The following is a 22,883-nucleotide window of genomic DNA, read 5'->3' as shown; positions in this document are numbered from 1 at the left end:
CCACGGCACCTAGGGATTACAACGCTTTGGCGGCTCACGCCTCGACCTCGGCGAGGGCGTGTGCACTCACCGCTGCGGCGCTCGCCAGCAGGGCGAGCACCCCGAGTAGTCCGGCGCTCCCCAGCCACTGGGCGAGCCCGCCGAGTAGTAGACCCAGCCCCAGCATGACGATGCCGGTGAAGGTGTTGGAGAACGCCACGTAGAGGGCGCGACTGTCGCTGTCGGCGAGATCGATCACATAGGTCTTGCGACCCAGCCGAATCCCCGCGTGGGCAATCATCAGCAGGCCGTAGACCGCGGCATACGGCCAGACGCTCTCGCGAATCGATGCCGGCAGCAGCGCACAGGCGGCGCCGGCGAAACAGCAGAGCGCCGCGCCAATGGCGCTGGTGCGCATGACCTGACGACTCGAGCGATCCGCCAGTCGCCCCCAGATGGGACCGGCGATCATCCCGGCGAGTCCTGAAGTGACGATCAGGATGCCCAGGCTCCCCAGGTCGGTGCCACTGTTCTGCTGTCCGAGCAGGGCAAGGTAGGGCAGTGCCAGGGCGCTCGACAGCAGTAGCGCCCGCGACAGGTTGAAGTGCAGGAATCGCCGGTCTTTGCGCATCAACCCGAGCCCATCCTTGAGGCTGTCCCAGGCGTTGGCCCCGCCCTTCGTCGCGCCGGGTTCCTCCTGAACCAGCGCGGCGCAGAGCGCATTGAGCAGCCAGCCGAGGGCGGCGGTCAGCAGCAGCACGGCGATTGCCATGCCGCCAGGCCGATCGCCGAGCAATACCAGGGCCAGACCGATGAGCAACGTCAGCGCGCCAGCGACGCCAGCACTCCAGCCCATCAGGGTGCCGCGACGCTGCTTGGCGATCGTTTTGCCGAGCACGTCCTTGGTCGCCACCGATGAGAGTCCCCGGCCAAGCGAGAGCCCCGTCAACGCCACCAGGACCAGCGCGCCCGCCCAGCTGCCTTCGCCGAACAGGGCCAACAGCGCCAGTGCCAGCGCGCCGGCGGCCTGGACGATGCCGCCGAGCACCCAGACCCACTTGCGCACGGCTCGCAGCCGGATATAGCCCGCGATCAGCAGCTGCGGCAGCAGCGCGCCGGCCTCGCGGATCGGAACCAGAAGCCCCACCATCCAGACCGGCGCGCCGATGGCGCCCATGAGCCACGGCAGAATCAGCCGGGCGTTGGAGAGTTCGTCGGCGAGCTTGTTGCCCAGCGCGGCGAGCAGATGCCGGAAGAAATTGCCCGGCTGTTCACGGCACGCCTCATCCGAGATATCGCGGCACATGCGACTGTCGTCGTCGCCGGTGAGACGCTCGAAAAGCTGCGTGAGTGATGGGGGTCTGGAGGACATCGACAACGTTCCCTGTTGCTCTTGGATTACGTGTTGCGGGCCCGGCGTGGGGGTCGCTGTGTCACGCGCAAGCGGGGTGAGACGCTTGAGCGTCGGGTCACCGCCGCGCATCATGGCCCGTGGCTTGCGATGTTCAGGTCGCAATTGGGGTTATGACGTTCTGGAGGTTAGCGCATGGCGCAGATTCGAATTCACTACTGCACCCAGTGTCAGTGGCTGCTCCGTGCCGGCTGGTACGCCCAGGAGCTCCTGCAGACCTTTGGCGAGGGGCTGGAGCAAGTCTCACTGGCACCGAGCCACGGTGGCCACTTCGAAGTGTTCTACGATGACGAGTCGCTCTGGGAGCGCAAGCGTGACGGCGGCTTTCCCGACATCAAGGTGCTCAAACGCCGCGTGCGTGATCGGCTCGATCCCGACCGCGATCTCGGTCACACCGACAAGCGCTAATCCCTGCACGGCAGACCCGACGGGCCCGGGTGTCATCACCACCAGCGCTTGCGCTTGAGCAGCATCATGACCCAGCCACCGACCCCAATGGTGATGACAAGAAAGATCGCGAAGCCGTAGGGGTTGTCGGCACCGGGGATGCCACCGACGTTGATACCCAGCAGTCCGGTCAGAAAGCTCAGCGGCAGGAAGACCGTCGTGACGATCGCCAGCATGTACATGCGCTGGTTCATGCGCTCGTTGTGCTCGCTGAAAAGATGCTCCTGCAGGACCAGGGCGCGCTCCTGCATGGCGTGAAAGTCCTCGACGTAGCGCGATAGCTGGTTGGCGCTTTCACGGATCGAGACCTGCGTGTCGTCGTCGAACCAGTGGGGACCGTGAGCCAGCTGCTCCAGGCAGTCGCGCTGCGGCCCCATGAATCGCCGCAGCGTAATCAGCGAGCGGCGAAAGCGAGACAGATCGTCAGGGTCGATCTCGCGATCACACAGCTGATCTTCCTCCAGTGCGCCCAGGCCATCGTCGATCTGATGGGCGACGTCGCCGACCTTGTCGACCAGCGTCTCGGCGAGCCAGGCGAGCAGGTCGGGCGTCGATAGTGCGCCGTCGCCAGTGTCGATCCGCTCGCGCACCTCGCTGACCGAGCGAAGCGGCCGTCGGCGCAGGGTGATCAGCCGATTGGGGGCGATCCAGATGCGCAGGGAGATCAGATCCTCAGGCGCGGCACCGGGGTTGAGATTGATGCCGCGCAGGGTGGTCACCACGCCGTTGCGGAATTTGCCGAGCCGGGGACGAGTGTCCTCCTCCAGCAGCGCTTCGACCGCCGCTTCGTCGAGCTGGGCAAGGTCGTTCAGATAGTGCCCGACGTCCTCGTGACGGAAATCGAGGTGCATCCACAGCATGCGTTCGGGGTCTTTCCAAGCGTCTCGCAGTGCGCTGACGCTGAGCAGCTCGCCACCGCCGCGCCCGTCGAGTTGATAGGCAGCCACCAGCGCCGTGTCACCCTCCAGGGTGGTTTGACTCTCCATGTTCTCTCCTTGAAACCGTGCCGCCGTCGCGACGGATGCCGGCGACGCCGGAGCGAGGGCGGGCGACGACGGCGAAGGGGGCGGTGGCCGACGACGGATCAGTCGGCTTGATCCTCGGCGTCGAGCATCGGGGCGAGCAGGGTCCAGACGTTGTCGAGAATGATCGGCTGCGCCTCGGCCGTCGGATGAATGCCGTCGTCCTGCAGCATGGTCGAGAGATCGACACCCTCGAGCAGGAAGGGCAGCAGGGGAATCTCGTACTCCTCGGCGAGCTGCGAGAAGACGCCGCGAAACGCACTGGCGTAGGAGGCGCCGTAGTTGGGCGGCACCTCGATGCCCAGCAGCAGCACCTGCGCGCCATTGTCCTCGCTACGCTCGACCATCTTTGCCAGATTGACCTGCATCTGTTGGGGGGAGAGGCCGCGTAGACCATCATTGCCCCCGAGTTCGATCAGCACGATGTCGGGGTCGTGCTGGTCGAGGATGTCCGGCAGGCGTGCAGCGCCGCCGGACGTCGTCTCGCCGCTGATGCTGGCGTTGATCACTTGGTGCTCGTCGTCGAGACGCTGCTTGAGTAGATTGACCCAACCCGCCGACGGTTCGATACCGTAGGCGGCGCTCAGGCTGTCACCCATGATCAGAATAGTTTCCGCACGGGCCGCAGCGGGCAGCGCCATCACCAGCACCATAGAGCCGATCAGCGTTCCCATCAGGCGACGACGCAGGGCCGCGCCGACGATTCTTTTCGCACCCGTTACAGGAAAAACAGACACCATGTCTCACTCCTCGGAGAATCAGCAGGATCGAATTCTATACGCAAGCGACCTGGGCAAGCGGGTAAAAAGCGGGGAAGGAGAGCTCGTTATTCTCGAAGCGCTATCGCTGGATGTCGGTCGCGGCGAGAGCGTTGCCATTGTCGGCAGCTCTGGCGCTGGCAAATCGACCCTGCTGGGACTGCTCGCCGGACTCGATGCACCCACCTCCGGGGCGCTGGAACTTTTCGGTCAGTCACTCGAAGAACTCGACGAGGACGGACGCGCCGCGCTGCGGGCAGGTCGCGTAGGCTTCGTGTTTCAGAACTTCCAGTTATTACCGACTCTGACGGCAATGGAAAACGTCATGTTGCCGCTGGAACTATCGCCGCGGCAAGACGTGGCCGCGAAAAGTCGCCACTGGCTGACACGGGTCGGTCTCGAAGGGCGCCTGTCGCATCTCCCCAAACAGCTCTCCGGCGGCGAACAGCAGCGGGTGGCTGTGGCGCGCGCCTTCGTGACCGATCCGGACCTGGTTTTCGCTGACGAGCCTACCGGAAACCTCGACGAAGAGACCGGTCGGCGCATTATCGACCTGTTGTTCGCACTCAATCGCGAGTCCGATACCACCCTGATTCTGGTCACCCACGACCTGGCGCTGGCGCGACGCTGCGATCGCTGCCTCAAGCTCGAGAACGGTGCGCTGCAGCCACTCGAGATCGATCGGCACGCTGAGGTCAGCGCATGAGCCTGATCGCACTATCGCTCAAGGGGCTAAAGCGGGACCTGCGTGCCGCCGACGTCCGCGCGCTGTTCATGGCGCTGACGCTGGCGGTGGCCGCCACGACCATGATCGGGTTCTTTCTCGATCGCCTGGACCGCGGTCTGACACGCCAGGCAGGCCAGTTGCTCGGCGGTGACCTGGTGCTCGAGCAGGGCCAGCCATTCGACGACGACGTGCGCCAGACCCTGCGCGAGGCGGGGCTGAGACTGAGCGATCAGGTCGATCTGGTCTCGATGATCTCCCAGGGCGATGCCTTTCAGTCGGCCGGGCTCAAGGTGGTCGACGACCACTACCCGCTCTACGGCGAGGTGAGGGTGGATCGTGGCGACGGTATCGAAGCGGTGGCCCACGGGCCGCCGGCAGGGCAGGCGTGGATCGCCCCGAGGCTGGCGCGACTGCTCGAGGTGAAGGTCGGCGACACCGTCCAGGTGGGCTCGGCGTCGCTGCGCGTCGGCGGACTGATCGATCGCGAGCCGGACCAGCAGGGTGGTTTTTCGGGGCTGACGCCAAGGATCATGCTCGACCGCGCAGACCTGCAGGCAACTGAACTGGTGCGCCCGGGATCACGCATCGAGTACGAGTTGCTGGCCGCCGGCCCGCCCGCCGCGGTGGAAGCGGTGGCGGCGCGTTTCGAGCGCTGGCGTGAGGCGGGCATCGAGGTGCGCGACGTGCGGGTCGACCGACCGAGCCTCGGACGCTCGCTGGAGCGGGCGCAGAAATATCTGAGTCTTGCCGGTCTCGCCGCGGTACTGCTTGCCGGCGTCGCGGTGGCGATGGCGACGCGTCGCTACGTCGATCGCCATCTGGATACCGCCGCGTTGATGCGCTGCTTCGGTGCCTCCCAGCGCCAGCTGGGTCAGCTCTTCGCCTGGCAGCTGGGGTGGCTGGCCATCGCCGCCGCGGCGCTCGGCGCGCTTCTGGGGCTGGCGGGACAGGCGGGGCTACTGGCGCTGCTGGTGCGGTTTCTCCCGTTGGAGCTGCCGCCGCCGGGTTGGCTGCCCTTCGCCATGGGCATTCTCACCGCGCTGGCGGTGCTGGTCGGTTTCGCCGGTCCGACGCTGATCCGACTGCGCCGGGTCAGTGCGCTCAAGGTGCTTCGGCGTGAGCTCGACCCCATCCCGGCCGCGGGTTGGGTGGTGGTGGGAATCGCGAGCCTGGTCTTCGGTGGCTTGCTCTGGCTCTACTCCGGCGATCCGGTACTCGCCGTGGGCATTCTGCTCGGCGGGCTGGTGGCGCTGACGGTGCTCGCCGGGGCGGCGCATCTGCTGCTGAGTCTGCTGCTGGGGGCGCTATCGCGCTTCACCCCGAGCGGCAACGGCGGGCGCGCGCTGCAGCTCGGTGGACGTCAGCTCGCGCGGCGGCGTCAGGCGAGCCTCGGTCAGCTGCTGGCGTTCTCGGTGACCTTTGCGGCGATGGCGATCATCGCGGTGGTGCGCGGCGATCTGCTCACCACCTGGCAGGCGCAGCTGCCGGAGGAGACGCCCAACTACTTTGCGATCAATATTCAGCCCCAGGAGCGCGACGGCGTCGAGACGCTGCTCGAGGATGCCGCCGGGAGCGCCAGCGGGCTCTACCCGTTGGTGCGCGGCAGGCTCACGGCCATCGACGGTCAGCCGCCGCAGGCCCGGGTTCCCGCCGACAACGCCAACGACGGGGCGCTGCGGCGTGATCTCAACCTGACCTGGCGAGAGGCGCTCCCCGACGGCAACGACGTGACGGCGGGCGAGTGGTTCGATCCCGATGCGGCGATGCGCGCGACAGGCAACGTGCCGATCTCGGTCGAGGAAGAGCTCGCCGGCCGCCTGGGGCTCTCACTCGGCGACACGCTCACCTTCACCATCGGTAGCGACACGGTGACCGGCGAGGTGACCAGTCTGCGTCATCTCGACTGGGAGAGCTTCCAGCCCAACTTCTTCATCATCTTCCCGCCGGGCGTGCTCGAGTCGTTCGGGCACAGTTTCATTACCTCTTTCTATCTGGCCGAGGGCAACGACGCCCTGCTCGGCGAGATGGTGCGACAGTACCCGGGGGTATCGCTGCTCAACGTCGAGGCGCTGCTCGAACAGGTCCGCGGGATTCTGACGCAGGTCACTCGCGCGGTGGAATTCGTGCTTGGCTTCGTTCTGCTGGCCGGCGTCAGTGTGCTTTACGCGGCACTGACCGCGAGCCGACCCGCGCGAGCCCATGAGGGTGCGCTGCTGCGGGTGTTCGGCGCGAGCGATCGCACGCTCTCGAGAATGCAGTGGTCGGAGTTCGCGCTACTGGGGCTGGCGAGCGGCCTGCTCGGGGCGGCGCTGGCCGAGGTCGCGGCCGTGGGCATCTTCACCTGGCTCGGGCTCTCCCCCCGTCTCCACCTGACGATGTGGCTCTCCATGCCGCTGTTGGGGGCGGTCATGGTCGGCGGCATCGGCTTCCTGCTGTCGCGCTCGACCCGTCGGCACTCGCCGATGGCGAGTCTGCGTCTGCTCGGCGAGACCTGAGCCCCTCGTCGTGGCTCGCCGGGTACGGTGGTGTCGTCCTCGGCGAGGCTAGTGTCGCTTCTGGCGGCATTTTTACTCACGCTAAAGTCAGCGTGAGAAATTATGCGCCTGCGCAAGCTCGTGTTGCATAGGAAAGGCCGCTGACGCTGGGGTAAACTTGCCCTCCACGATTTCAGAACGGGCGGGATCCGCTCCGCGTCCGTCGACTCCTCCCCGAGAGCCGAGGTACCCCAAAATGTTCACTCGAGACATGCAAGTCGCCGGATTCGATGATGCCCTGTGGGACGCGATGCAGAAGGAAGTCGCGCGCCAGGAAGCCCACATCGAGCTGATTGCTTCCGAAAACTATGCCAGCCCGCGCATCATGGAAGCGCAGGGCTCGCAGCTGACCAACAAGTACGCCGAAGGCTACCCCGGCAAGCGCTACTATGGCGGCTGCGAGCACGTCGACGTCGTCGAGCAGATGGCGATCGACTACGCCAAGGAACTCTTCGGTGCGAGCTACGCCAACGTCCAGCCGCACTCCGGTTCTCAGGCCAACGGTGCGGTCTTTCAGGCGCTGGTGAAACCGGGCGACACCATTCTCGGCATGAGCCTCGACGCGGGCGGCCACCTGACCCACGGGGCCAAGCCGAACTTCTCCGGTAAGCACTACCACGCGGTGCAGTACGGTATCGACGACAGCGGCCGCATCGATTACGCCGAGGTCGCCAACCTCGCGCGCGAGCATCAGCCGAAGATGATCATCGCCGGTTTCTCCGCTTACTCTCAGATCATCGATTGGTCGAAGTTCCGCGAGATCGCCGACGAAGTGGGCGCCTATCTGCTGGTCGACATGGCGCACGTTGCCGGTCTCGTCGCTGCCGGCCACTATCCGAGCCCGCTGCCCCACGCTCACGTGGTGACGACCACCACGCACAAGACACTGCGCGGCCCGCGTGGCGGCCTGATTCTCTCCGCCGAAAGCGACGCCGACATTGAGAAGAAGCTGCAGTCTGCTGTCTTCCCCGGCGGTCAGGGCGGCCCGCTGATGCACGTGATCGCGGCCAAGGCGATCTGCTTCAAGGAGGCGATGGACCCCGAGTTCAAGACCTATCAGGGTCAGGTGATCAAAAACGCCCAGGCGATGGCCGGCGTATTCATCGAGCGCGGTTTCGAGGTCGTCTCCGGCGGCACCGAGGACCATCTGTTCCTGCTCTCGCTGGTCAAGCAGGGGCTGACCGGCAAGGACGCGGACGCTGCGCTCGGCCGCGCGCACATTACCGTCAACAAAAACGCCGTGCCCGGTGACCCGCAGAGCCCGTTCGTGACGTCCGGGCTGCGTATCGGTACCCCGGCGGTGACCACGCGGGGCTTCGGCGAGAGCGAATGCCGCGATCTCGCCGGCTGGATCTGCGACATTCTGGACGCCATGCAGCAGGGTGACTCCAGCGAGATCGAGTCCAGCGTCAAACAGCAGGTCGAGGCCGTCTGCGCACGTCTTCCGGTCTATCGCTGATCTTGCAGGGTTGCCCGGCTAGCAACGCCCCTCCTCGGAGGGGCGTTTTTCGTTTCGAGGCACCCAGAGATGAGAGACGAGGAGGGGCCGACAGCCGATCGACGCCGGGCGCTGTGACCATGGTCTAAAGGCAAGAACGTCACCGTTGCTGGAAGCTATGTCCGACATAGTCGATAATGGCGTTTACCTTCATGCCTCGAGACACCATGCCGTCTACTCTCTCCAACGCCCGCGAACCGCGCCCGGATATCGCCGATTCCCTCGCCGAGGCGATCTTCAGCGGCGCCTACGCGAGCGGCGACACCATTCCGAGGGAGGTCGATCTCTGCGAGCGCTTCGGCGTGAGCCGCAGCACCGTGCGCAGCGCGTTGCAGAAACTGGTCAATGCCGGGCTGGTGGTGCGTATTTCGGGGCAGGGCACCCGTGTGCGCGAGCTCTCGGCGTGGCATCTGCTCGACCCGCAAGTCAGCGCCTGGATGGCACGCTACGCCCAGCCCAACCCGATGCTGACGCGAGAGGTGTTCGCCTTTCGTCTGGCCGCCGAGCCGTTCGTTGCCGGTCTCGCCGCCGAGGCGGCGACGGCGGTCGATCTCATGAGTATCGAGAGCGCCTTCGATGGCATGATCGCGACGCTGGAGAGCCCCGACCTCGTGTCGCAGGGCATGACCCACGACGACTACGACGTCGCGTTTCACGAGGCGATTTTTGCCGCGTCGCACAACCTTATCTGGGCGCAGATCAGCCACGTGCTGAAGCCCGCAATCGCCATGCTGGTGACGCGATCCAATCGCAGTGCCGGGGTATTGAACGACAGCATGGCGCGTCACCGTCGCATGCTGGAGGCGATCCGCCTGCGCCAGCCGGAAGCGGCGGCGACAGCGGCGGTGTCGGTGCTCGAGCGCACCGCCATCGACCTCGGACTGCAGGACTTGATGCAGCGCCAGCGAACGCTTGCGTTCATCGGTGACACTTCCCTTTCATCCCCAGAACTCGGGAGAGACTCTTGAAAATCACGCGTTTGAAGACCTGGCAGGTACCGCCGCGCTGGCTGTTTCTGAAAATCGAGACCGACGAAGGATGCTACGGCTGGGGTGAGCCGGTAGTGGAAGGGCGCGCGGCGACCGTCGAAGCGGCGGTCCACGAACTCTCCGACTACCTGATCGGTCAGGACCCGCACCGCATCGAGCACCTCTGGAACATCATGTATCGCGCCGGCTTCTATCGCGGCGGGCCGATTCTGATGAGCGCCATCGCCGGTATCGATCAGGCGCTATGGGATCTCAAGGGGCGCGATCTCGGGGTGCCGGTTCATCAGCTGCTGGGCGGCGCGTGCCGCGACCGTATGCGCATGTACGCCTGGACCGGTGGCGACAAGCCTGCGGATGTGGGGTCGGGCGCCAAGGCACTGGTGGATCAGGGCTTCACGGCCTTCAAGATGAACGGTACCGCGGAGATGGCGATCGTCGACTCCCACGCCAAGGTGGATGAGGCGGTCGCGCGGGTCGCCGAGGCCCGCGATGCGGTCGGCCCCGACGTCGGGATCGGCATCGACTTTCACGGGCGTGTCCACCGGCCGATGGCCAAGGCGCTGCTGCGTGAGCTGGAGCCGTATCATCCGATGTTCGTCGAAGAGCCGGTGCTGCCGGAGCATCTGCCGAGTCTCAAGCACATCGCGGGCGGACTGGGCTATCCCATTGCCACCGGCGAGCGGCTGCACACGCGCTATCAGTTCCGCGACCTGCTGGCCGATGGCATGGTCGACATCGTCCAGCCCGATCTCTCCCACTGTGGCGGCATCAGCGAAGGGATGAAGATCGCGACGCTGGCATCGTGCTTTGATGTGGCCTTGGCACCGCACTGCCCGCTGGGTCCGCTGACGCTGGCGGCTTCGCTCCATGTGGATGCGGTGAACCACAACGCGTTCATCCAGGAGCAGAGCATGGGCATCCACTACAATCGTGACAACGACGTGCTCGACTACCTGGTCGACAAGAACGCGCTCTCGATTACCGATGGCTACTGCAAGATTCCGGATGGCCCGGGACTCGGTGTCGAGATCGACGAGGCCTTTGTCGAGGAGCGATCCAAGGTAGGACACCGCTGGCGCAACCCGGTGTGGACGCACGAAGACGGCTCCATCGCGGAGTGGTGATGGCTGACGCGGGGCTGACCGCTCGCTATCGGGGCGGTCCGACATCGAGGAGAGACGCATGAACGAGACACGACAATTTGCGCTGGAAACGGCGCTGAGCGAGCGGCCGCTGGTCGCGATTCTGCGCGGCATCACGCCCGAGGAGATCGAGAGCGTGTTCGATGCGCTGGTGAGCGCGGGCTTCAAGCTGATCGAGATTCCGCTCAACTCGCCACGCGCCTGGGACAGCATCGCCTTGATCAGCAAGCGCTGTCCGGCGGACGTGGTGATCGGCGCCGGTACGGTGCTCGACCCCGCTCATGCCGAGCGGCTGGCGGCCCTGAATGCCCCGCTTCTGATCACGCCCAATACCGATCCGGAGGTCATTCGTGCCGGCGTCGACCACGGCCTGGCGCCGATGATCGGCTGCATGACGCCGAGTGAAGCGCTCGCCGCGGCCAAGGCCGGTGCCACTGCGCTGAAGCTCTTTCCGGCGGCGCGTCTGGGCACCGGCTACTTCAAGGACATCAGCGCGATCCTGCCCAAGGGGGTGCCGGTGCTGGCGGTGGGCGGCATCGATGAAAGCAACATGAGCGAGTGGCATGCCCATGGCATCGCGGGCTTCGGCTTTGGCAGCAACCTCTACAAACCCGGGCGCCGCGCCGAAGAGGTGGGGACGATCGCTCGTGGGCTCGTCACCGAGTGGCAGCGGATTCGCGAAAGCGCCAATCACGCCGAGCAGCTCGAACGCGAGGCGGATGCATGAGCGGGACAGCGACGACTTCCCACGGCGAGCGGCTGATTGTCGTTGACTGGGGAACCAGCAACTTCCGAGCGTTCCTGGTCGACGCCAGCAGCGGCGAGGTGCTCGACAGTCGCCGCTCGGCCTCCGGCCTGCGTGCGCTCAGCCAGCACGAGTTTCCGCATTACTGCGCCTCGCAGACGGACGACTGGCGGCAGCGCGAGGGGGCGGCGTGTGTCCCCATTTACCTCGCTGGCATGGTTGGCTCGGCCCGCGGTTGGGCCGAGGCGCCACAGCTTGCGCTGCCGGTATCGGCAGCGGATCTTGCCGATCGCGTGATCGCCGCGCCCGGGCTCGACAACGCCTGGATCGTCCCCGGGGTCAAACAGGTCACGCCGACGCACGTCGACGTCATGCGCGGCGAGGAGGTCCAGGCCTTCGGCGCCCTGGCGCTCGCGGGGGTCGATACGGCCCACTGCTGTCTGCCGGGGACGCACAGCAAATGGGCCCATCTCGACGCGGGGCGGCTGGTCGACTTCACCACCCTGATGACGGGCGAGCTCTTTCATGCGGTGCGCTTCCATACCCTGCCCGGCGAGCCCGCGCGGGAAGACGCGCCTTTCGACGAGAGTGCCTTTCGGCTCGGGCTCTCTCGTGCCGGGGCGCCGGGGGGCGTCATGCACGCCCTGTTCGAGGGGCGCTCTCGTCATCTCTACGCAGGGCTCGAGAGGGGGCAGGTCGCAAGCTTTCTCTCCGGCGTCCTGATCGGTGAGGAGGTCCGTACGATGCACACGGCGCGGCCCGAGATCGAAACGGTCTATCTGGTCGGCGCCGACACGCTTCGCGAGAGCTATACCCTGGCGCTCGAGAATGCCGGGCTGACCGTCGAGGCGCTGGGCAGCGACGCCGCGACACTCGCGGGGGTGACGGCCATCGCCGCCCGTCACGCCTCGCGACGGGCGTCAGCGCTCGCCGACTAAAGGCGAACAGGTTGTAAGGTGCCCCGATGTTGCACCAAAACGACGCAAACTCGCTATTCTCTCTTGCCCGACGGCCCGGATTATCCGGGCCGTCGACGTTGGCACGATCCGTGCTACCTTCAGTTGGCAGGCGCCACCCTCCGGTGGGTTCCGACGCCCTGCGGTAACGCCCAGTCGCGCCTTGCGCGCGTTGACGGCGGGGCAGGCCACTCACCAAGCGATGCAAGAGAGCGATGCGATGACACAGCCGGATCTGAGCCAGGTGCCTCTGCTGATCTTCACGGATCTCGATGGATCGCTGCTCGATCACGATACCTACGACTGGCAGCCGGCCGCGGCGTGGCTATCGCGTCTCGCCGAGGCCAACGTGCCGGTGATCCCCACTACCAGCAAGACCCGTAACGAGCTATTGGCGCTGCGTCAGGAGCTGGGGCTGACGGAGACGCCCTTCATCGCCGAGAACGGCGCGGTGATCGGCTTGCCGCCCTCGTGGCAGCATGCTCGCCTCGACCGGGATCCCGCCTCGCCGGATGGTCTGGTGGTCAAGACCCCGAGCCTGGACGTGGATTTCATCCGGCGTCGTCTCGATGTCGTCCGCGAGCGACAGGGGCTGCGCTTTCAGCGGATGGGGGAGATGAGCGTCGAGACGGTCTGTGAGATGACAGCGCTCTCGCCGGAGGGCGCGCGCCAGGCGATGGCGCGAGAGGGCAGTGAGCCGCTGATCTGGGAGGATAGTCCGGACAACATCGACCACTTCGCCGAGACGCTGCGCATCGACGGACTGCGGCTGACCCGAGGCGGGCGCTTCTGGCACGTCATGGGCGCGGTGGACAAGGGCCAGGCGGCGGCCTGGCTGGTGGCAAGATACGAAGCGCTGCGGGGTCAGTGCCCGCGCACGCTCGGCCTCGGCGATGGCCCCAACGATCTGGCGCTGCTCGAAGCGACCGAGCGCGCGGTGGTGATTGCCGCCGGCCACGGCCAGCCGATGGCCATCGAGGGCGAGCACATCTACCGCACCCGAGCGCGGGGTCCCGAAGGCTGGTCCGAGGGCGTGGCACACTGGTTGCGCGAGGAGCCCCGCTGGCTCACGTCACCGGATTGACCCGAGGGGAGTAGAGAGTGACGGGCGGCGCGTGCCGAGTCATGGCGCAGCGCTCGAGGGCGTCGGAGATGACGCCGTGACAACGATCATCAGCGAGGGCGCCCCATGAGCGATTTTTACCAGAACGGCATCATCACCAATTTTCACAACCTCACTCGGCGCTCCATCGAGGCGTTGGAGAGTGATCTCAAGCGCTTCTCTCGAGATCGGCCCATGGGGTTGATCCTGCCGTCGCTCTATTCCGAGCTCGAAGGGCCGGCGCTGTCGCACATCGTCGATGAACTGTGCCAAGTGCCCTATCTGAGCGAGATCGTCATCGGTCTCGATCGCGCCAACCGCGACCAGTTTCTTCAGGCAAAGGAGTTCTTCTCCCGGCTGCCGCAGCACCACCGCATTCTGTGGAACGATGGCCCGAGGCTGCAGGCGCTGCATCAGGAGCTGGCCGCCGAGGGGTTGGCGCCTCAGGAACCGGGCAAGGGCTGCAACGTCTGGTACTGCTCAGGCTACGTCCGCGCCTCCCGCAAGGCCGAGGCAGTCGCGCTCCACGACTGCGACATCGTCACCTACGACCGTGGCCTGCTGGCGCGGCTGATCTATCCCGTCGCCAACCCGCGTTTTCACTACGAGTTCTGCAAGGGCTACTACTCGCGAATCGCCTCTGGCAAGTTGAACGGCCGCGTGGCCCGGCTAATGGTCACGCCGCTGATTCGGGCGTTCAAGATGATTTATGGGCCGCTGCCGTATCTCGACTACCTCGATAGCTATCGCTATCCGCTCTCCGGCGAGTTCTCCATGCGCGCCGACGTGCTCGATGGCATTCGAATCCCCAGCGACTGGGGACTCGAAATCGGCGTGCTTTCGGAGGTCCACCGCAATTTCTCGACCAAGCGACTGTGTCAGGTCGACATCGCCGACGCCTATGATCACAAGCATCAGCCGGTGTCCCAGGAGGACCCCAGCGGTGGCCTGAATCGCATGAGCATGGATATCGCCAAGGCGATGTACCGCAAGCTCGCGACCCTCGGCGTGGAAATGAGCGTGGAGAGTTTCCGCACCGTCAAGGCGACTTACTACCGAGTGGCGCTGGATCTGATCGAAGCGTATGACCACGACGCGGCAATGAACGGGCTCAAGCTCGATCGCCACAGCGAAGAGGCGGCGGTAGAGCTCTTTGCCGACAACATCATGCAGGCGGGGGCGGCGTTCTATGAGTCGCCCCGCGACAAGCCGTTCATCCCCAGTTGGAATCGTGTTCAGGCCGCCATTCCCGATCTGCAGGATCGCCTTTACGAGGCCGTGGAACTGGACAACAGCGGCGACGTCTAACAGTCATTCGCCGGCTTACCGGCTTACCGGCTTACCGGCTTACCGGCGTACCGGCGTACCGGCGTACCGGCGTACCGGCGTGGCCTGATGGCTGATACGCCCTGGCCTGCTACGTCGCTCCCGGGTCTTGCCCGGGTCGCCTTCCCGCGCCGGCTCGGGCTAGACTCGAGTCTCGCCATAATGGCGCTGGTCCTAAAGTGTCTCGAGGTCGAGACCGATAACGAGATGATTTCACGCAGGGAAGACCGCTAGTCAGGGTCGCACACGCTGAAACGCACTTAGAGGTGCCTCATGCCGTTCGCGTCTTCCTCTCATCGCCATCCGCTCTACAGCCGTCTGGGCGGACTGGTGGTGCTCTCACTGATGACCCTCGAACCCGCCGGTGCCGAGGGGGCACGCTGTCGTCTCGACGCTGAGCGCAGTGCCGATATCGATACGCTGGCCGAGCCTCGCCGTGAGCGCATCACCGAGTTAAGAACCCCGGAGGAGGTGCGCACGCCACCCACGGTATTTGCCGGTGACCTGTTGGTCGGCAACCAGGAGGGCGGCGCGCTCAAGCGGCTGGATCCTGCCAGTGGCGAGACGCGCTGGCGGCTGGACGCGCCCAACTGGATTCATTCCGATATTGCCTGGGAGCGCGGCATCGGCGTCGTCGGCTACGGCAATCGCTTCTCACCCCCGGGTGCGCGGGCCAATGTCACCGGGGACCTGCTGGGTAGTGGCAAGAGCGGTCTGCTGGCGGTCGATCTCGAAACCGGCAAGCCTGTCTGGCACTACCGTGGCACGGGGGAGTCGATGCTGACCCCCGTGCTCCACGCCGGCGAAGTCTTCGCCGCCGGGGGAGATCGTGCGCTCCATGTGCTGTCGCTCGAGGACGGTCGCCAGACCGGGCTGATCAAGCTGGGTGCCTACGTCGGACTCTCGTCGCCGACACTGGACGACGAGGGTCGACTCTTCATCGGCGGCGCGGCGCCCTATCGGCTCTTCTGTGTCGATCCGATGACCCGCTCCGTGGTCTGGATGGCAGAGTTCGGCGAGGTCGTTGCCGGGCTCGACAGCGTGCCGCCGGCAATCGAGGGGGATCTGGTGTTGACCACGGCCGTGGTGACGGCGTCGAGGCCGCGGCGCTTTTCTCATCGCCTCTTCGCAGTCGATGCCCAGAGCGGCGAGCGCCGCTGGAGCGCCGATCTTGGCGAGAATCGCTCTCGCGACGCTTCGGTTCTCGGGACGCCCACGGTGGCCGAAGGGTGCGTCGTGGTGGTCGGCGCCACCGGAGACACCCTGCATGCCTTCGATCTGCGCAGCGGCGAGACGCGCTGGCAGCTCGGCTGCGGGCCAATCCTGGGGGCGCCGGTCATCGAAGGCGACAGTGTCTATGTGACGCTTGTCGCCGGCGAACTGCTGGGCGCCGACCTCGCCACCGGCGAGGCTCACTTCCGGGCGTCGCTGGGCGAAGCGCCGAGGGCGTCGGCAGGCCCGGTCCGCCTGGGCGGCCATCTCATCGTCCCCGCCGACAACGGCCAGCTCTACCTGGTCCCGCTACCGAGCTGACGGGCTGGCGTTCGCCGCTATTGCGCGATGTCGGCTGTCTTCGCTGGCGGTGGCGGCCGTCAGTGGCGTAGCCAGCCATAGCAGGCGATGCCCAGTGCCGTCATGGCAAACGAGCCGAGCACGTGAACCAGCGTGCCGGTCAGCGCCCAGGCCCACCGGCCGCTCTGAATCGCACCGACCATCTCCGCAGAGAATGTCGAAAAGGTCGTCAGCGCGCCGAGCAGCCCGGTGACGGCGAAGAGTTTCCATTCGACGCTGAGCGACGACTCCTGGAAGAAGCTGAGCGCAACGCCGATCAGCCAGGCGCCAATGAGATTGGCGATGAGGGTGCCGGGCGGAATAGGCAGGAAGGCGCCGTTATACTGCGCGCCGAGCCACCAGCGCAGGTTGGCCCCGATGGCGGCCCCCAGGCTGATGGCGAGAATGGGAATCCACATACGTCTATCGTCTCTTCAATGCTTGAGTGCGCCCGCAGCCCGGCGTTTGTCGGCGCGCCGCTGTTCGTCCCTAATGGCGCTCAAGGCTGCACCAGCCATAGACTGCGGTAGGGGCGAAGAACGTTACGCTCCTCCTCCCGCGGGCGCCAGGGCCGGCCATCGTCGAGCACGTCATACCAGTCCCCTTGGTCGAGTTCCTCGATGCTCAGCGGCTGACGCCGATCGCTGATGTTGTAGATCGCCAGCAGGCGTCTGCCGTCTTCCAGTGGGCCGCGTTCGATGGCAAAGAGGCCCGGCACCGTCTCCAGCACTCGCTGTGGTGCCTCCGGATGGAAGCAGGGCTCGTTGGCGCGCAGATTGAGGCGACGCTTGAGCGAGGTGAATGACTCCCGGGTCGGCGTACTGCGGCTGTCGATCAGCTCGTCGAGCTCCTCCTTGTCCCACCGCCGGCGGTTGATCGAGCGCAATCGACCGCTGCGCTCAACGCCCTCATGGTCGTTGAGCGTCGCTGTCAGCGTATGGAAATAGACTCCGGGAATGCCCTGGAGCGCCAGCATCAGATTCTGACTGCAGAGAAAGCGTTCGACCTGCCAGGCGTCGGCGCCGCGGCGCGTGCCTCTCATGGCGTCGTAGTAGGTGATGTTGATCTCGTAGGGCGAGTCGCTGCCGTCGGCATTGGTCTTCATGCTCACGTAGCCGCCAAAGCGGTGCATCAGCTCAAGCAGTGCCTGAACGTCGTGGGCGGGTAGCAGGCCTTCGAGCGCCCTGACACCGATGCCGTCGTGGCTGGCGGTGAAGTTGAAGTAGGTGCAGTTCGCCGGCAGCGGCGGCAGTGCCTTCGCCCACTCGGCTAGCGTGGTGGCGTCGCCGCTGGTGAGGGTGTGCACCAGCAGAGGCGGCAGGGTGAACTGATAGATCATGTGCGCTTCGTCCGGGGCGTGTTGCTCATCGACGCGCTCGAGCCCGAAGTAGCTCATGTTCTCCCGGTGGGGGACGTTGGTTTCGGTGATCAACAGCGTCCCCGGGGCGACGAAGTCGAGAATCGCCCGCAGCAGGCGTACGACGGCATGCGTCTCCGGCAGGTGGGTGCAGCTGGTGCCGACCCGTTTCCAGAGATAGGTGATGGCGTCGAGCCGGATGACGCGGGCGCCCTGCTGGACGTAGAAGAGCAGAATGCCGACGAACTCCAGCAGCACGTCCGGATTGGCGAAGTTCAGGTCGATCTGGTCTTCGGAGAAGGTCGCCCATAGATGGCGGGTGCCGCGACGGGTCGAGACCGGTACCAGCAGCGGCGAGTTGCGCGGCCGGGTCACCTGGGAGAGATCCGTTGCCGGATCCATCTCGATGAAGTAATCACGGCCCGGTTGGGAGCCGGCAAGGTAGTCGATGAACCAGAGCGAATCCCGCGAGACGTGGTTGATCACCAGATCGACCATCAGATCGACTCGCGAGGCGAGACGGCGGATATCCTGCCAGTCGCCGAGCTTCGGGTTGACCTCGCGGTAGTGGATCACCGAGAAGCCATCGTCGCTGCTCCAGGGGAAGAACGGCAGGATGTGCAGCCCGCTGAAGGTGCCGTCGAGGCGATTGGCGAGGAAGTCGTCGAGCACTTCCAGTGGGGCGCGCTCGCCGTCGACCAGCGTGTCGCCGTAGGTGATCAGAATCTGGTCTCGCTCGCTCCACGCCGGACGCGCCCGATCCCCCAGTGCACTGCCCTGGTGCAACAGTAGCGTCATCAGCCGGCGCATCACCTCGTCTCGTCGAGGCCCATAGATCTCTTCCAGTCGCGCATTGGCGCGTTCGATGAAGGCCTCTTCGGAGAGTGCAGGGTAGTGCGTGACGCGGCTGGACATGAGCAGTACCTGGTCATAGGGGAGATGACGGTGCGGCGATCGATCCTATCGCGGGGAGGCGAACGCGGCGCCGGATAAATCTTATCCTTGCAGAACCCGGGCCAAGTTGAAAATCGCCGGCGATTTTTGGCGTGTTTCCGGTATCTTGCGCTAGCCGTTACACTATTCAGCCGAACTCAATGAGCCGATCCATTCACTACGCGGCGACCTCGCACGGCCGTTCGCGTTATCGGGTGAACGACGATGCACTGTCCTTTCTGCGGTACCCACGATACCAAGGTGACCGATTCACGCCTGGTCGCCGAGGGGGACCAGGTGCGAAGGCGTCGTCAATGCGCCGCCTGCGGCGAGCGTTTTACGACCTACGAAACCGCCGAACTGGTTATGCCTCGCGTGATCAAGGGGGATGGCTCACGCGAGAGTTTCGACGAGCAGAAGATGCGCGCCGGCATGTCGCTGGCCCTCGAGAAGCGCCCGGTCAGCGTCGAATCCTTCGAGGCGGGCGTGGAGCGCATCCGTCAGCGCCTGCGAGCCCGCGGTGACCGCGAGGTCGAGGCGCACTTGATCGGTCAGGAAGTGATGGAGATGCTCAAGCGTCTCGATCACGTCGCCTACATTCGCTTCGCGTCCGTCTATCGACGCTTCCAGGATCTCGACGAGTTTCGTGCCGAGATCGATCGCCTCTCCCAGGAGCCCGACACCCGCGGCGGTGACGATAACCGCTGACCTCTCGCCATGGCGCCTCCCCACCGACTGAGCGCGCTCGGATTCATAGACCTACGGAGAGACTGCCATGACGTCGACCGCCCCGCCTCCCACGGAAGCCACCGACATCGAGTGGATGAGTCGGGCGCTCATGCTCGCCGAGAAGGGGCGCTACACCTGTGATCCCAACCCGCGGGTCGGCTGCGTGCTGGTGGTCGACGGCCGCGTGGTTGGAGAGGGGTTCCACGCGCGCGTCGGCGAAGGGCATGCCGAGATCAACGCGCTGCACGCCGCCGGCAACGCGGCTCGCGGGGCGACGGCCTACGTCACGCTGGAGCCCTGCTCGCATACCGGGCGTACTGGGCCCTGTAGCGTCGCGCTGATCGACGCCGGTGTCACTCGCGTCGTCGCCGCCATGCAGGACCCCAACCCGCAGGTCTCCGGACGCGGGCTGGCGATGCTGCGCGAGGCCGGTATCGAGGTGGTGCTCGGCGTCTGCGAGGCCGAGGCCCGCGCGCTCAATCCGGGATTCGTGCAGCGCATGAGCCAGGGGAGGCCACAGATCAGCCTGAAGATGGCGATGAGTCTCGACGGGCGCACCGCGATGGCGAGCGGGGAGTCCCAGTGGATCACTGGCCCGTCCGCGCGCGCTCAGGTGCAGCGGCTGCGAGCGGCATCGAGCGCGGTGCTCACGAGCGTCGAGTCGGTCATCGTCGATGACTCCCGGCTGACGGTGCGCGCCGATCAGCTGGCGCTCGACGACGAGCAGCAAAATGCGCTGGCCGCCTCGCGTCAGCCATTGCGCGCGATCATCGATACCCGGCTGCGCCTGCCGCTGGCCGCGGCCTGTCTGCGCGAGCCGGGTCGCACGCTGGTATTCACCGCTCGCGACGATGCCGGCTCAAGGCGAGCGTCTCTGGAAGCCGCCGGCGCCGAGGTTGTGGCGATCCCGGCGGGCGAGGACGGGCGTATCCCCCTGGAGGCGGTGCTGTCCCACCTCGCCACGGTCGAGTCCTGCAACGAGGTGCTGGTCGAAACCGGCGCAACGCTCGCCGGCGCCATGCTTGAGGCCGGCTGCGTCGACCGGCTCGAGCTCTTCGTCGCGCCCACGCTTCTGGGTGGCGAGGCCCGGCCGCTCTTTGCCCTGCCCGGGCTGAGCCGGATGAGCGATCAGCGGCGGCTCGTCATCGACCGCCTCCGTGCGGTCGGCGACGACTGGTGGATCAGTGCGCGCCCGCTAACGGGCGAGGCCGCGATCGAGGCTTGAGGCGTGGCCGTCGGATCGTGTCACCGAGTGTCACAGCGTTGCCACGTGCCGACAGTAGCGTCCGCTTCTCCCGACAGGTAGTCTGTGCCGTCATCCAACCCCCGCGGTCTGTGTGGACGAATCAGCTATGACGACAGCGCAATCAGCCCAGCTGGCCAGCATCGAAGAACTTGTCGAGGATATTCGCCAAGGCAGGATGGTCATCCTGATGGATGACGAGGATCGCGAGAACGAAGGCGACATCATCGTCGCGTCCGAGTGCGTCGAGGCGAGCCACATCAATTTCATGGCGCGCCATGCACGCGGCCTGATCTGCCAGCCGATGACCCGGGAGCGCTGTGAGCAGCTCAATCTGCCGCTCATGGTCAGCGACAACGGCTCGGGTTATGGCACCAAGTTCACCGTCTCCATCGAGGCAGCCCGCGGGGTCTCTACCGGCATCTCGGCAGGCGATCGCGCGCTCACCGTGCGTGCGGCTGCCGCCCGCGATGCCAAGCCACAAGACATCGTTCAGCCCGGGCATATCTTTCCGCTGATGGCGGAGCCGGGTGGCGTGCTGCGGCGTGCCGGCCACACCGAAGCCGCCTGCGATCTCGCCGCCATGGCGGGCTTCGAGGCGACCGGCGTGATCTGCGAGATCATGAACGACGACGGCAGCATGTCCCGGCGCCCGGAGCTCGAACGCTTCGCCGCCGAGCACGACATCAAGATTGGGACCATTGCCGACCTGATCCACTACCGCATGCTCAATGAGCGCACGGTCGACCCCGTGGAGTCGCAGACAGTGGTGACGGCGTTCGGCGAAATGACGCTGCATGTCTTCGAGGATCGAATCCAGAACGCCCATCACCTGGCGCTGGTCAAGGGAACTCCCCGCCGCGACGCCCCGACCACGGTTCGCGTTCACGGTGGCGATACCCTTCGCGACATCCTGACCCTCTGCAAGGGCGATAGCCACTGGACCGCCTACACCGCGCTGGAAGCGATCGCGGATGCCGATGCCGGGGTATTCGTGCTGCTCGACGACGCAAGCCCCAAAGGCGATCTCAAGATGCAGCTCGACGTGGCGCTCGGTCGACGGCCGCCGCCCCGCACCAGCGCATCCGACGGCGCCGGGAATTTTCTCTCCATCGGCACCGGCTCGCAGATCCTGCGTCAACTCGGTGTCGGCAAGATGCGTCTTCTCAGTTCGCCGTGGCGCTTCTCGGCGCTCTCCGGCTTTGACCTGGAGGTCGTCGAACTCGTTAGCGGCGACGCCTGAGCGCCTTCCTCGGCTCGCCGCGCGGTGCGGCAAGGGGTGACCTAGACCCCGTGTCCGCATGGTAAGATGGCCGGCTTCGCGCCGGGCGCCCAGCAAGGGCGCCGGCCTCACAGACTGTTTTATCGTGCGTCAGCGCCAAGAATTGCCGCGGCTGGCGCAGTGACTCCGGAACTCGACAATGCAACCGATCGCTCAACTGGAAGGTCAATTCACCGACGTCGACGGGCGCTATGCCATCGTCGTCGGGCGCTTCAATCATCACGTGGTCGATAGCCTCGTCGAGGGCGCGGTGGACAGCCTGATGCGTCATGGCGTCAGCGAAGAGAACATCGAGCTGATCCACGTTCCCGGTGCCTGGGAGCTGCCGCTGGCGGTCAAGCGCGCGCTCACGGTGTCGCAGCCGGACGCGATCATCGCCCTCGGGGCTGTGATTCGTGGCGGCACGCCGCACTTTGAATACGTCGCTGGCAACTGCAATTCGGCGCTCTCCTCGCTGCAGCTGGAGTTCGACACCCCGATCGCCAACGGCGTTCTGACGGTGAACTCCATCGAGCAGGCGATCGAGCGTGCCGGTACCAAGGCGGGGAATAAAGGCACCGAGGCGGCGATGGCCGCGATGGAAATGGTGTCACTGTTAAAGCGTTTCGGAGGTGGTCAATGAGCGCGTCCGACATGCCCGACAACGCGGGCAAGGCGACCCGGCCAGCCACGCCGGCACAGGAGGCGCGTCGCGCCGCCCGCGAGCTGGCGGTGCAGGGCCTTTATCAGTGGCAGATGACGGGCAAGTCGATCAGCGCCGTGGAAGCGGAGTTTCGCGCTCAGGTCGCCGACGAGGAGCTCGAGGATCATGAAAACTGGCACAAGGTGATGCAGATCGCCGACCAGGCACTGTTTCACGAGCTGCTGTCGAACACCGCCGGCCAGCGCGCCGACGTCGACCGTGCCATTGCGCCGCTGCTCGACCGCCGCCTGGAGGATCTCGACCGCATTGAACTGGCGATTCTGCGTCTGGGTGCCTACGAACTCGCGCATCGCCCCGAGGTCCCTTATCGTGTGGTGATCAACGAGGGCGTGGAGCTTGCCAAGATCTTCGGCGCCACCGATGGGCACAAGTACGTCAACGGTATCCTCGACAAGCTGGCCTCGCGCCTGCGAGGTGCCGAGGTCGCTGCTCGCCGTCGTTGACATGAC

21 protein-coding genes are annotated in these 22,883 nt (G+C 65.8%); 16 read left to right on the top strand and 5 right to left on the bottom strand.

Going from position 1 to position 22,883, the window contains the following annotated elements:
* Nucleotides 1-34 precede the first annotated feature (34 nt).
* Nucleotides 35-1,351 carry an MFS transporter gene (locus DOM41_RS10950; RefSeq protein ID WP_110686893.1) on the bottom strand — a complete coding sequence of 439 codons (1,317 nt, stop codon included), beginning with the start codon at nucleotides 1,349-1,351 and terminating at the stop codon, nucleotides 35-37.
* A 174-nt stretch (nucleotides 1,352-1,525) separates the two neighbouring features.
* On the opposite strand from DOM41_RS10950, the gene DOM41_RS10945 reads away from it, so the two are divergent.
* The gene (locus DOM41_RS10945) at nucleotides 1,526-1,798 is read left to right on the top strand and encodes an Rdx family protein (RefSeq protein ID WP_110686892.1); all 273 of its coding nucleotides are present in this window, start codon (nucleotides 1,526-1,528) and stop codon (nucleotides 1,796-1,798) included.
* 35 nt (nucleotides 1,799-1,833) lie between these two features.
* Here the strand turns inward: DOM41_RS10945 and DOM41_RS10940 are convergent, their stop codons facing one another.
* Nucleotides 1,834-2,823, bottom strand: a complete 990-nt coding sequence (locus DOM41_RS10940; protein ID WP_110686891.1) for a zinc transporter ZntB — start codon at nucleotides 2,821-2,823, stop codon at nucleotides 1,834-1,836.
* Between the two features lie 98 nt (nucleotides 2,824-2,921).
* The gene (locus DOM41_RS10935) at nucleotides 2,922-3,599 is read right to left on the bottom strand and encodes an arylesterase (RefSeq protein WP_188112395.1); all 678 of its coding nucleotides are present in this window, start codon (nucleotides 3,597-3,599) and stop codon (nucleotides 2,922-2,924) included.
* On the opposite strand from DOM41_RS10935, the gene DOM41_RS10930 reads away from it, so the two are divergent.
* The 10 genes from DOM41_RS10930 (at nucleotide 3,598) to DOM41_RS10885 (ending at nucleotide 16,169) form a co-directional block, all read left to right on the top strand.
* Nucleotides 3,598-4,323 (top strand): ABC transporter ATP-binding protein, encoded by a 726-nt coding sequence (locus tag DOM41_RS10930; protein ID WP_110686890.1) that lies wholly within the window; start codon nucleotides 3,598-3,600, stop codon nucleotides 4,321-4,323. The two genes, DOM41_RS10935 and DOM41_RS10930, sit on opposite strands and share 2 nt — an antisense overlap.
* Nucleotides 4,320-6,839, top strand: a complete 2,520-nt coding sequence (locus tag DOM41_RS10925) for an ABC transporter permease (protein ID WP_110686889.1) — start codon at nucleotides 4,320-4,322, stop codon at nucleotides 6,837-6,839. The genes DOM41_RS10930 and DOM41_RS10925 overlap by 4 nt, the downstream gene beginning before the upstream one ends.
* Before the next feature lie 235 nt (nucleotides 6,840-7,074).
* Nucleotides 7,075-8,337 (top strand): serine hydroxymethyltransferase, encoded by a 1,263-nt coding sequence (glyA, locus tag DOM41_RS10920; RefSeq protein ID WP_110686888.1) that lies wholly within the window; start codon nucleotides 7,075-7,077, stop codon nucleotides 8,335-8,337.
* A gap of 206 nt (nucleotides 8,338-8,543) precedes the next feature.
* Nucleotides 8,544-9,344, top strand: coding sequence for a FadR/GntR family transcriptional regulator (locus DOM41_RS10915; protein ID WP_110686887.1), 801 nt, complete (start codon nucleotides 8,544-8,546; stop codon nucleotides 9,342-9,344).
* Nucleotides 9,341-10,489: a galactonate dehydratase gene (gene dgoD / locus DOM41_RS10910; RefSeq protein WP_110686886.1), complete on the top strand. Its 1,149-nt coding sequence runs from the start codon at nucleotides 9,341-9,343 to the stop codon at nucleotides 10,487-10,489. Before DOM41_RS10915 ends, dgoD begins: the two co-directional genes overlap by 4 nt.
* A gap of 58 nt (nucleotides 10,490-10,547) precedes the next feature.
* Nucleotides 10,548-11,234, top strand: coding sequence for a 2-dehydro-3-deoxy-6-phosphogalactonate aldolase (locus DOM41_RS10905; RefSeq protein WP_110686885.1), 687 nt, complete (start codon nucleotides 10,548-10,550; stop codon nucleotides 11,232-11,234).
* The gene (locus tag DOM41_RS10900; protein ID WP_110686884.1) at nucleotides 11,231-12,190 is read left to right on the top strand and encodes a 2-dehydro-3-deoxygalactonokinase; all 960 of its coding nucleotides are present in this window, start codon (nucleotides 11,231-11,233) and stop codon (nucleotides 12,188-12,190) included. Before DOM41_RS10905 ends, DOM41_RS10900 begins: the two co-directional genes overlap by 4 nt.
* A 238-nt stretch (nucleotides 12,191-12,428) precedes the next feature.
* Nucleotides 12,429-13,292: an HAD-IIB family hydrolase gene (locus DOM41_RS10895; protein WP_245391812.1), complete on the top strand. Its 864-nt coding sequence runs from the start codon at nucleotides 12,429-12,431 to the stop codon at nucleotides 13,290-13,292.
* Between the two features lie 105 nt (nucleotides 13,293-13,397).
* Nucleotides 13,398-14,618 (top strand): glycosyltransferase family protein, encoded by a 1,221-nt coding sequence (locus DOM41_RS10890; protein WP_110686882.1) that lies wholly within the window; start codon nucleotides 13,398-13,400, stop codon nucleotides 14,616-14,618.
* A 291-nt stretch (nucleotides 14,619-14,909) separates the two neighbouring features.
* The gene (locus DOM41_RS10885; protein WP_110686881.1) at nucleotides 14,910-16,169 is read left to right on the top strand and encodes an outer membrane protein assembly factor BamB family protein; all 1,260 of its coding nucleotides are present in this window, start codon (nucleotides 14,910-14,912) and stop codon (nucleotides 16,167-16,169) included.
* A gap of 59 nt (nucleotides 16,170-16,228) precedes the next feature.
* Here DOM41_RS10885 and crcB read toward each other — a convergent pair whose 3' ends face one another.
* Both crcB and DOM41_RS10875 read right to left on the bottom strand, forming a co-directional pair.
* Nucleotides 16,229-16,606 (bottom strand): fluoride efflux transporter CrcB, encoded by a 378-nt coding sequence (gene crcB, locus DOM41_RS10880; RefSeq protein ID WP_110686880.1) that lies wholly within the window; start codon nucleotides 16,604-16,606, stop codon nucleotides 16,229-16,231.
* A gap of 80 nt (nucleotides 16,607-16,686) precedes the next feature.
* Entirely contained in the window at nucleotides 16,687-18,459 is a 1,773-nt protein-coding gene (locus DOM41_RS10875; RefSeq protein WP_110686879.1) for a sugar phosphorylase, read from the bottom strand.
* A 243-nt stretch (nucleotides 18,460-18,702) separates the two neighbouring features.
* On the opposite strand from DOM41_RS10875, the gene nrdR reads away from it, so the two are divergent.
* The 5 genes from nrdR to nusB all read left to right on the top strand — a co-directional run bounded on the left by nrdR (nucleotide 18,703) and on the right by nusB (nucleotide 22,877).
* Nucleotides 18,703-19,185, top strand: a complete 483-nt coding sequence (nrdR, locus tag DOM41_RS10870; RefSeq protein ID WP_110686878.1) for a transcriptional regulator NrdR — start codon at nucleotides 18,703-18,705, stop codon at nucleotides 19,183-19,185.
* Nucleotides 19,186-19,252: 67 nt separating this feature from the next.
* Nucleotides 19,253-20,431, top strand: a complete 1,179-nt coding sequence (gene ribD / locus DOM41_RS10865; RefSeq protein ID WP_110686877.1) for a bifunctional diaminohydroxyphosphoribosylaminopyrimidine deaminase/5-amino-6-(5-phosphoribosylamino)uracil reductase RibD — start codon at nucleotides 19,253-19,255, stop codon at nucleotides 20,429-20,431.
* Nucleotides 20,432-20,558: 127 nt separating this feature from the next.
* Nucleotides 20,559-21,692, top strand: a complete 1,134-nt coding sequence (ribBA, locus tag DOM41_RS10860) for a bifunctional 3,4-dihydroxy-2-butanone-4-phosphate synthase/GTP cyclohydrolase II (protein ID WP_110686876.1) — start codon at nucleotides 20,559-20,561, stop codon at nucleotides 21,690-21,692.
* Between the two features lie 178 nt (nucleotides 21,693-21,870).
* Nucleotides 21,871-22,353, top strand: a complete 483-nt coding sequence (gene ribH, locus DOM41_RS10855) for a 6,7-dimethyl-8-ribityllumazine synthase (RefSeq protein WP_110686875.1) — start codon at nucleotides 21,871-21,873, stop codon at nucleotides 22,351-22,353.
* Nucleotides 22,350-22,877 carry a transcription antitermination factor NusB gene (gene nusB / locus DOM41_RS10850; RefSeq protein ID WP_188112394.1) on the top strand — a complete coding sequence of 176 codons (528 nt, stop codon included), beginning with the start codon at nucleotides 22,350-22,352 and terminating at the stop codon, nucleotides 22,875-22,877. Before ribH ends, nusB begins: the two co-directional genes overlap by 4 nt.
* Nucleotides 22,878-22,883: the final 6 nt, after the last annotated feature.

Source organism: Salinicola aestuarinus (assembly GCF_003206645.1).
In the GTDB taxonomy this organism is placed as follows: Bacteria; Pseudomonadota; Gammaproteobacteria; order Pseudomonadales; family Halomonadaceae; genus Salinicola; species Salinicola aestuarinus.
The sequence above is the reverse complement of the archived record's forward strand: the minus strand, read 5'-3'. Positions and strand labels throughout refer to the sequence as shown.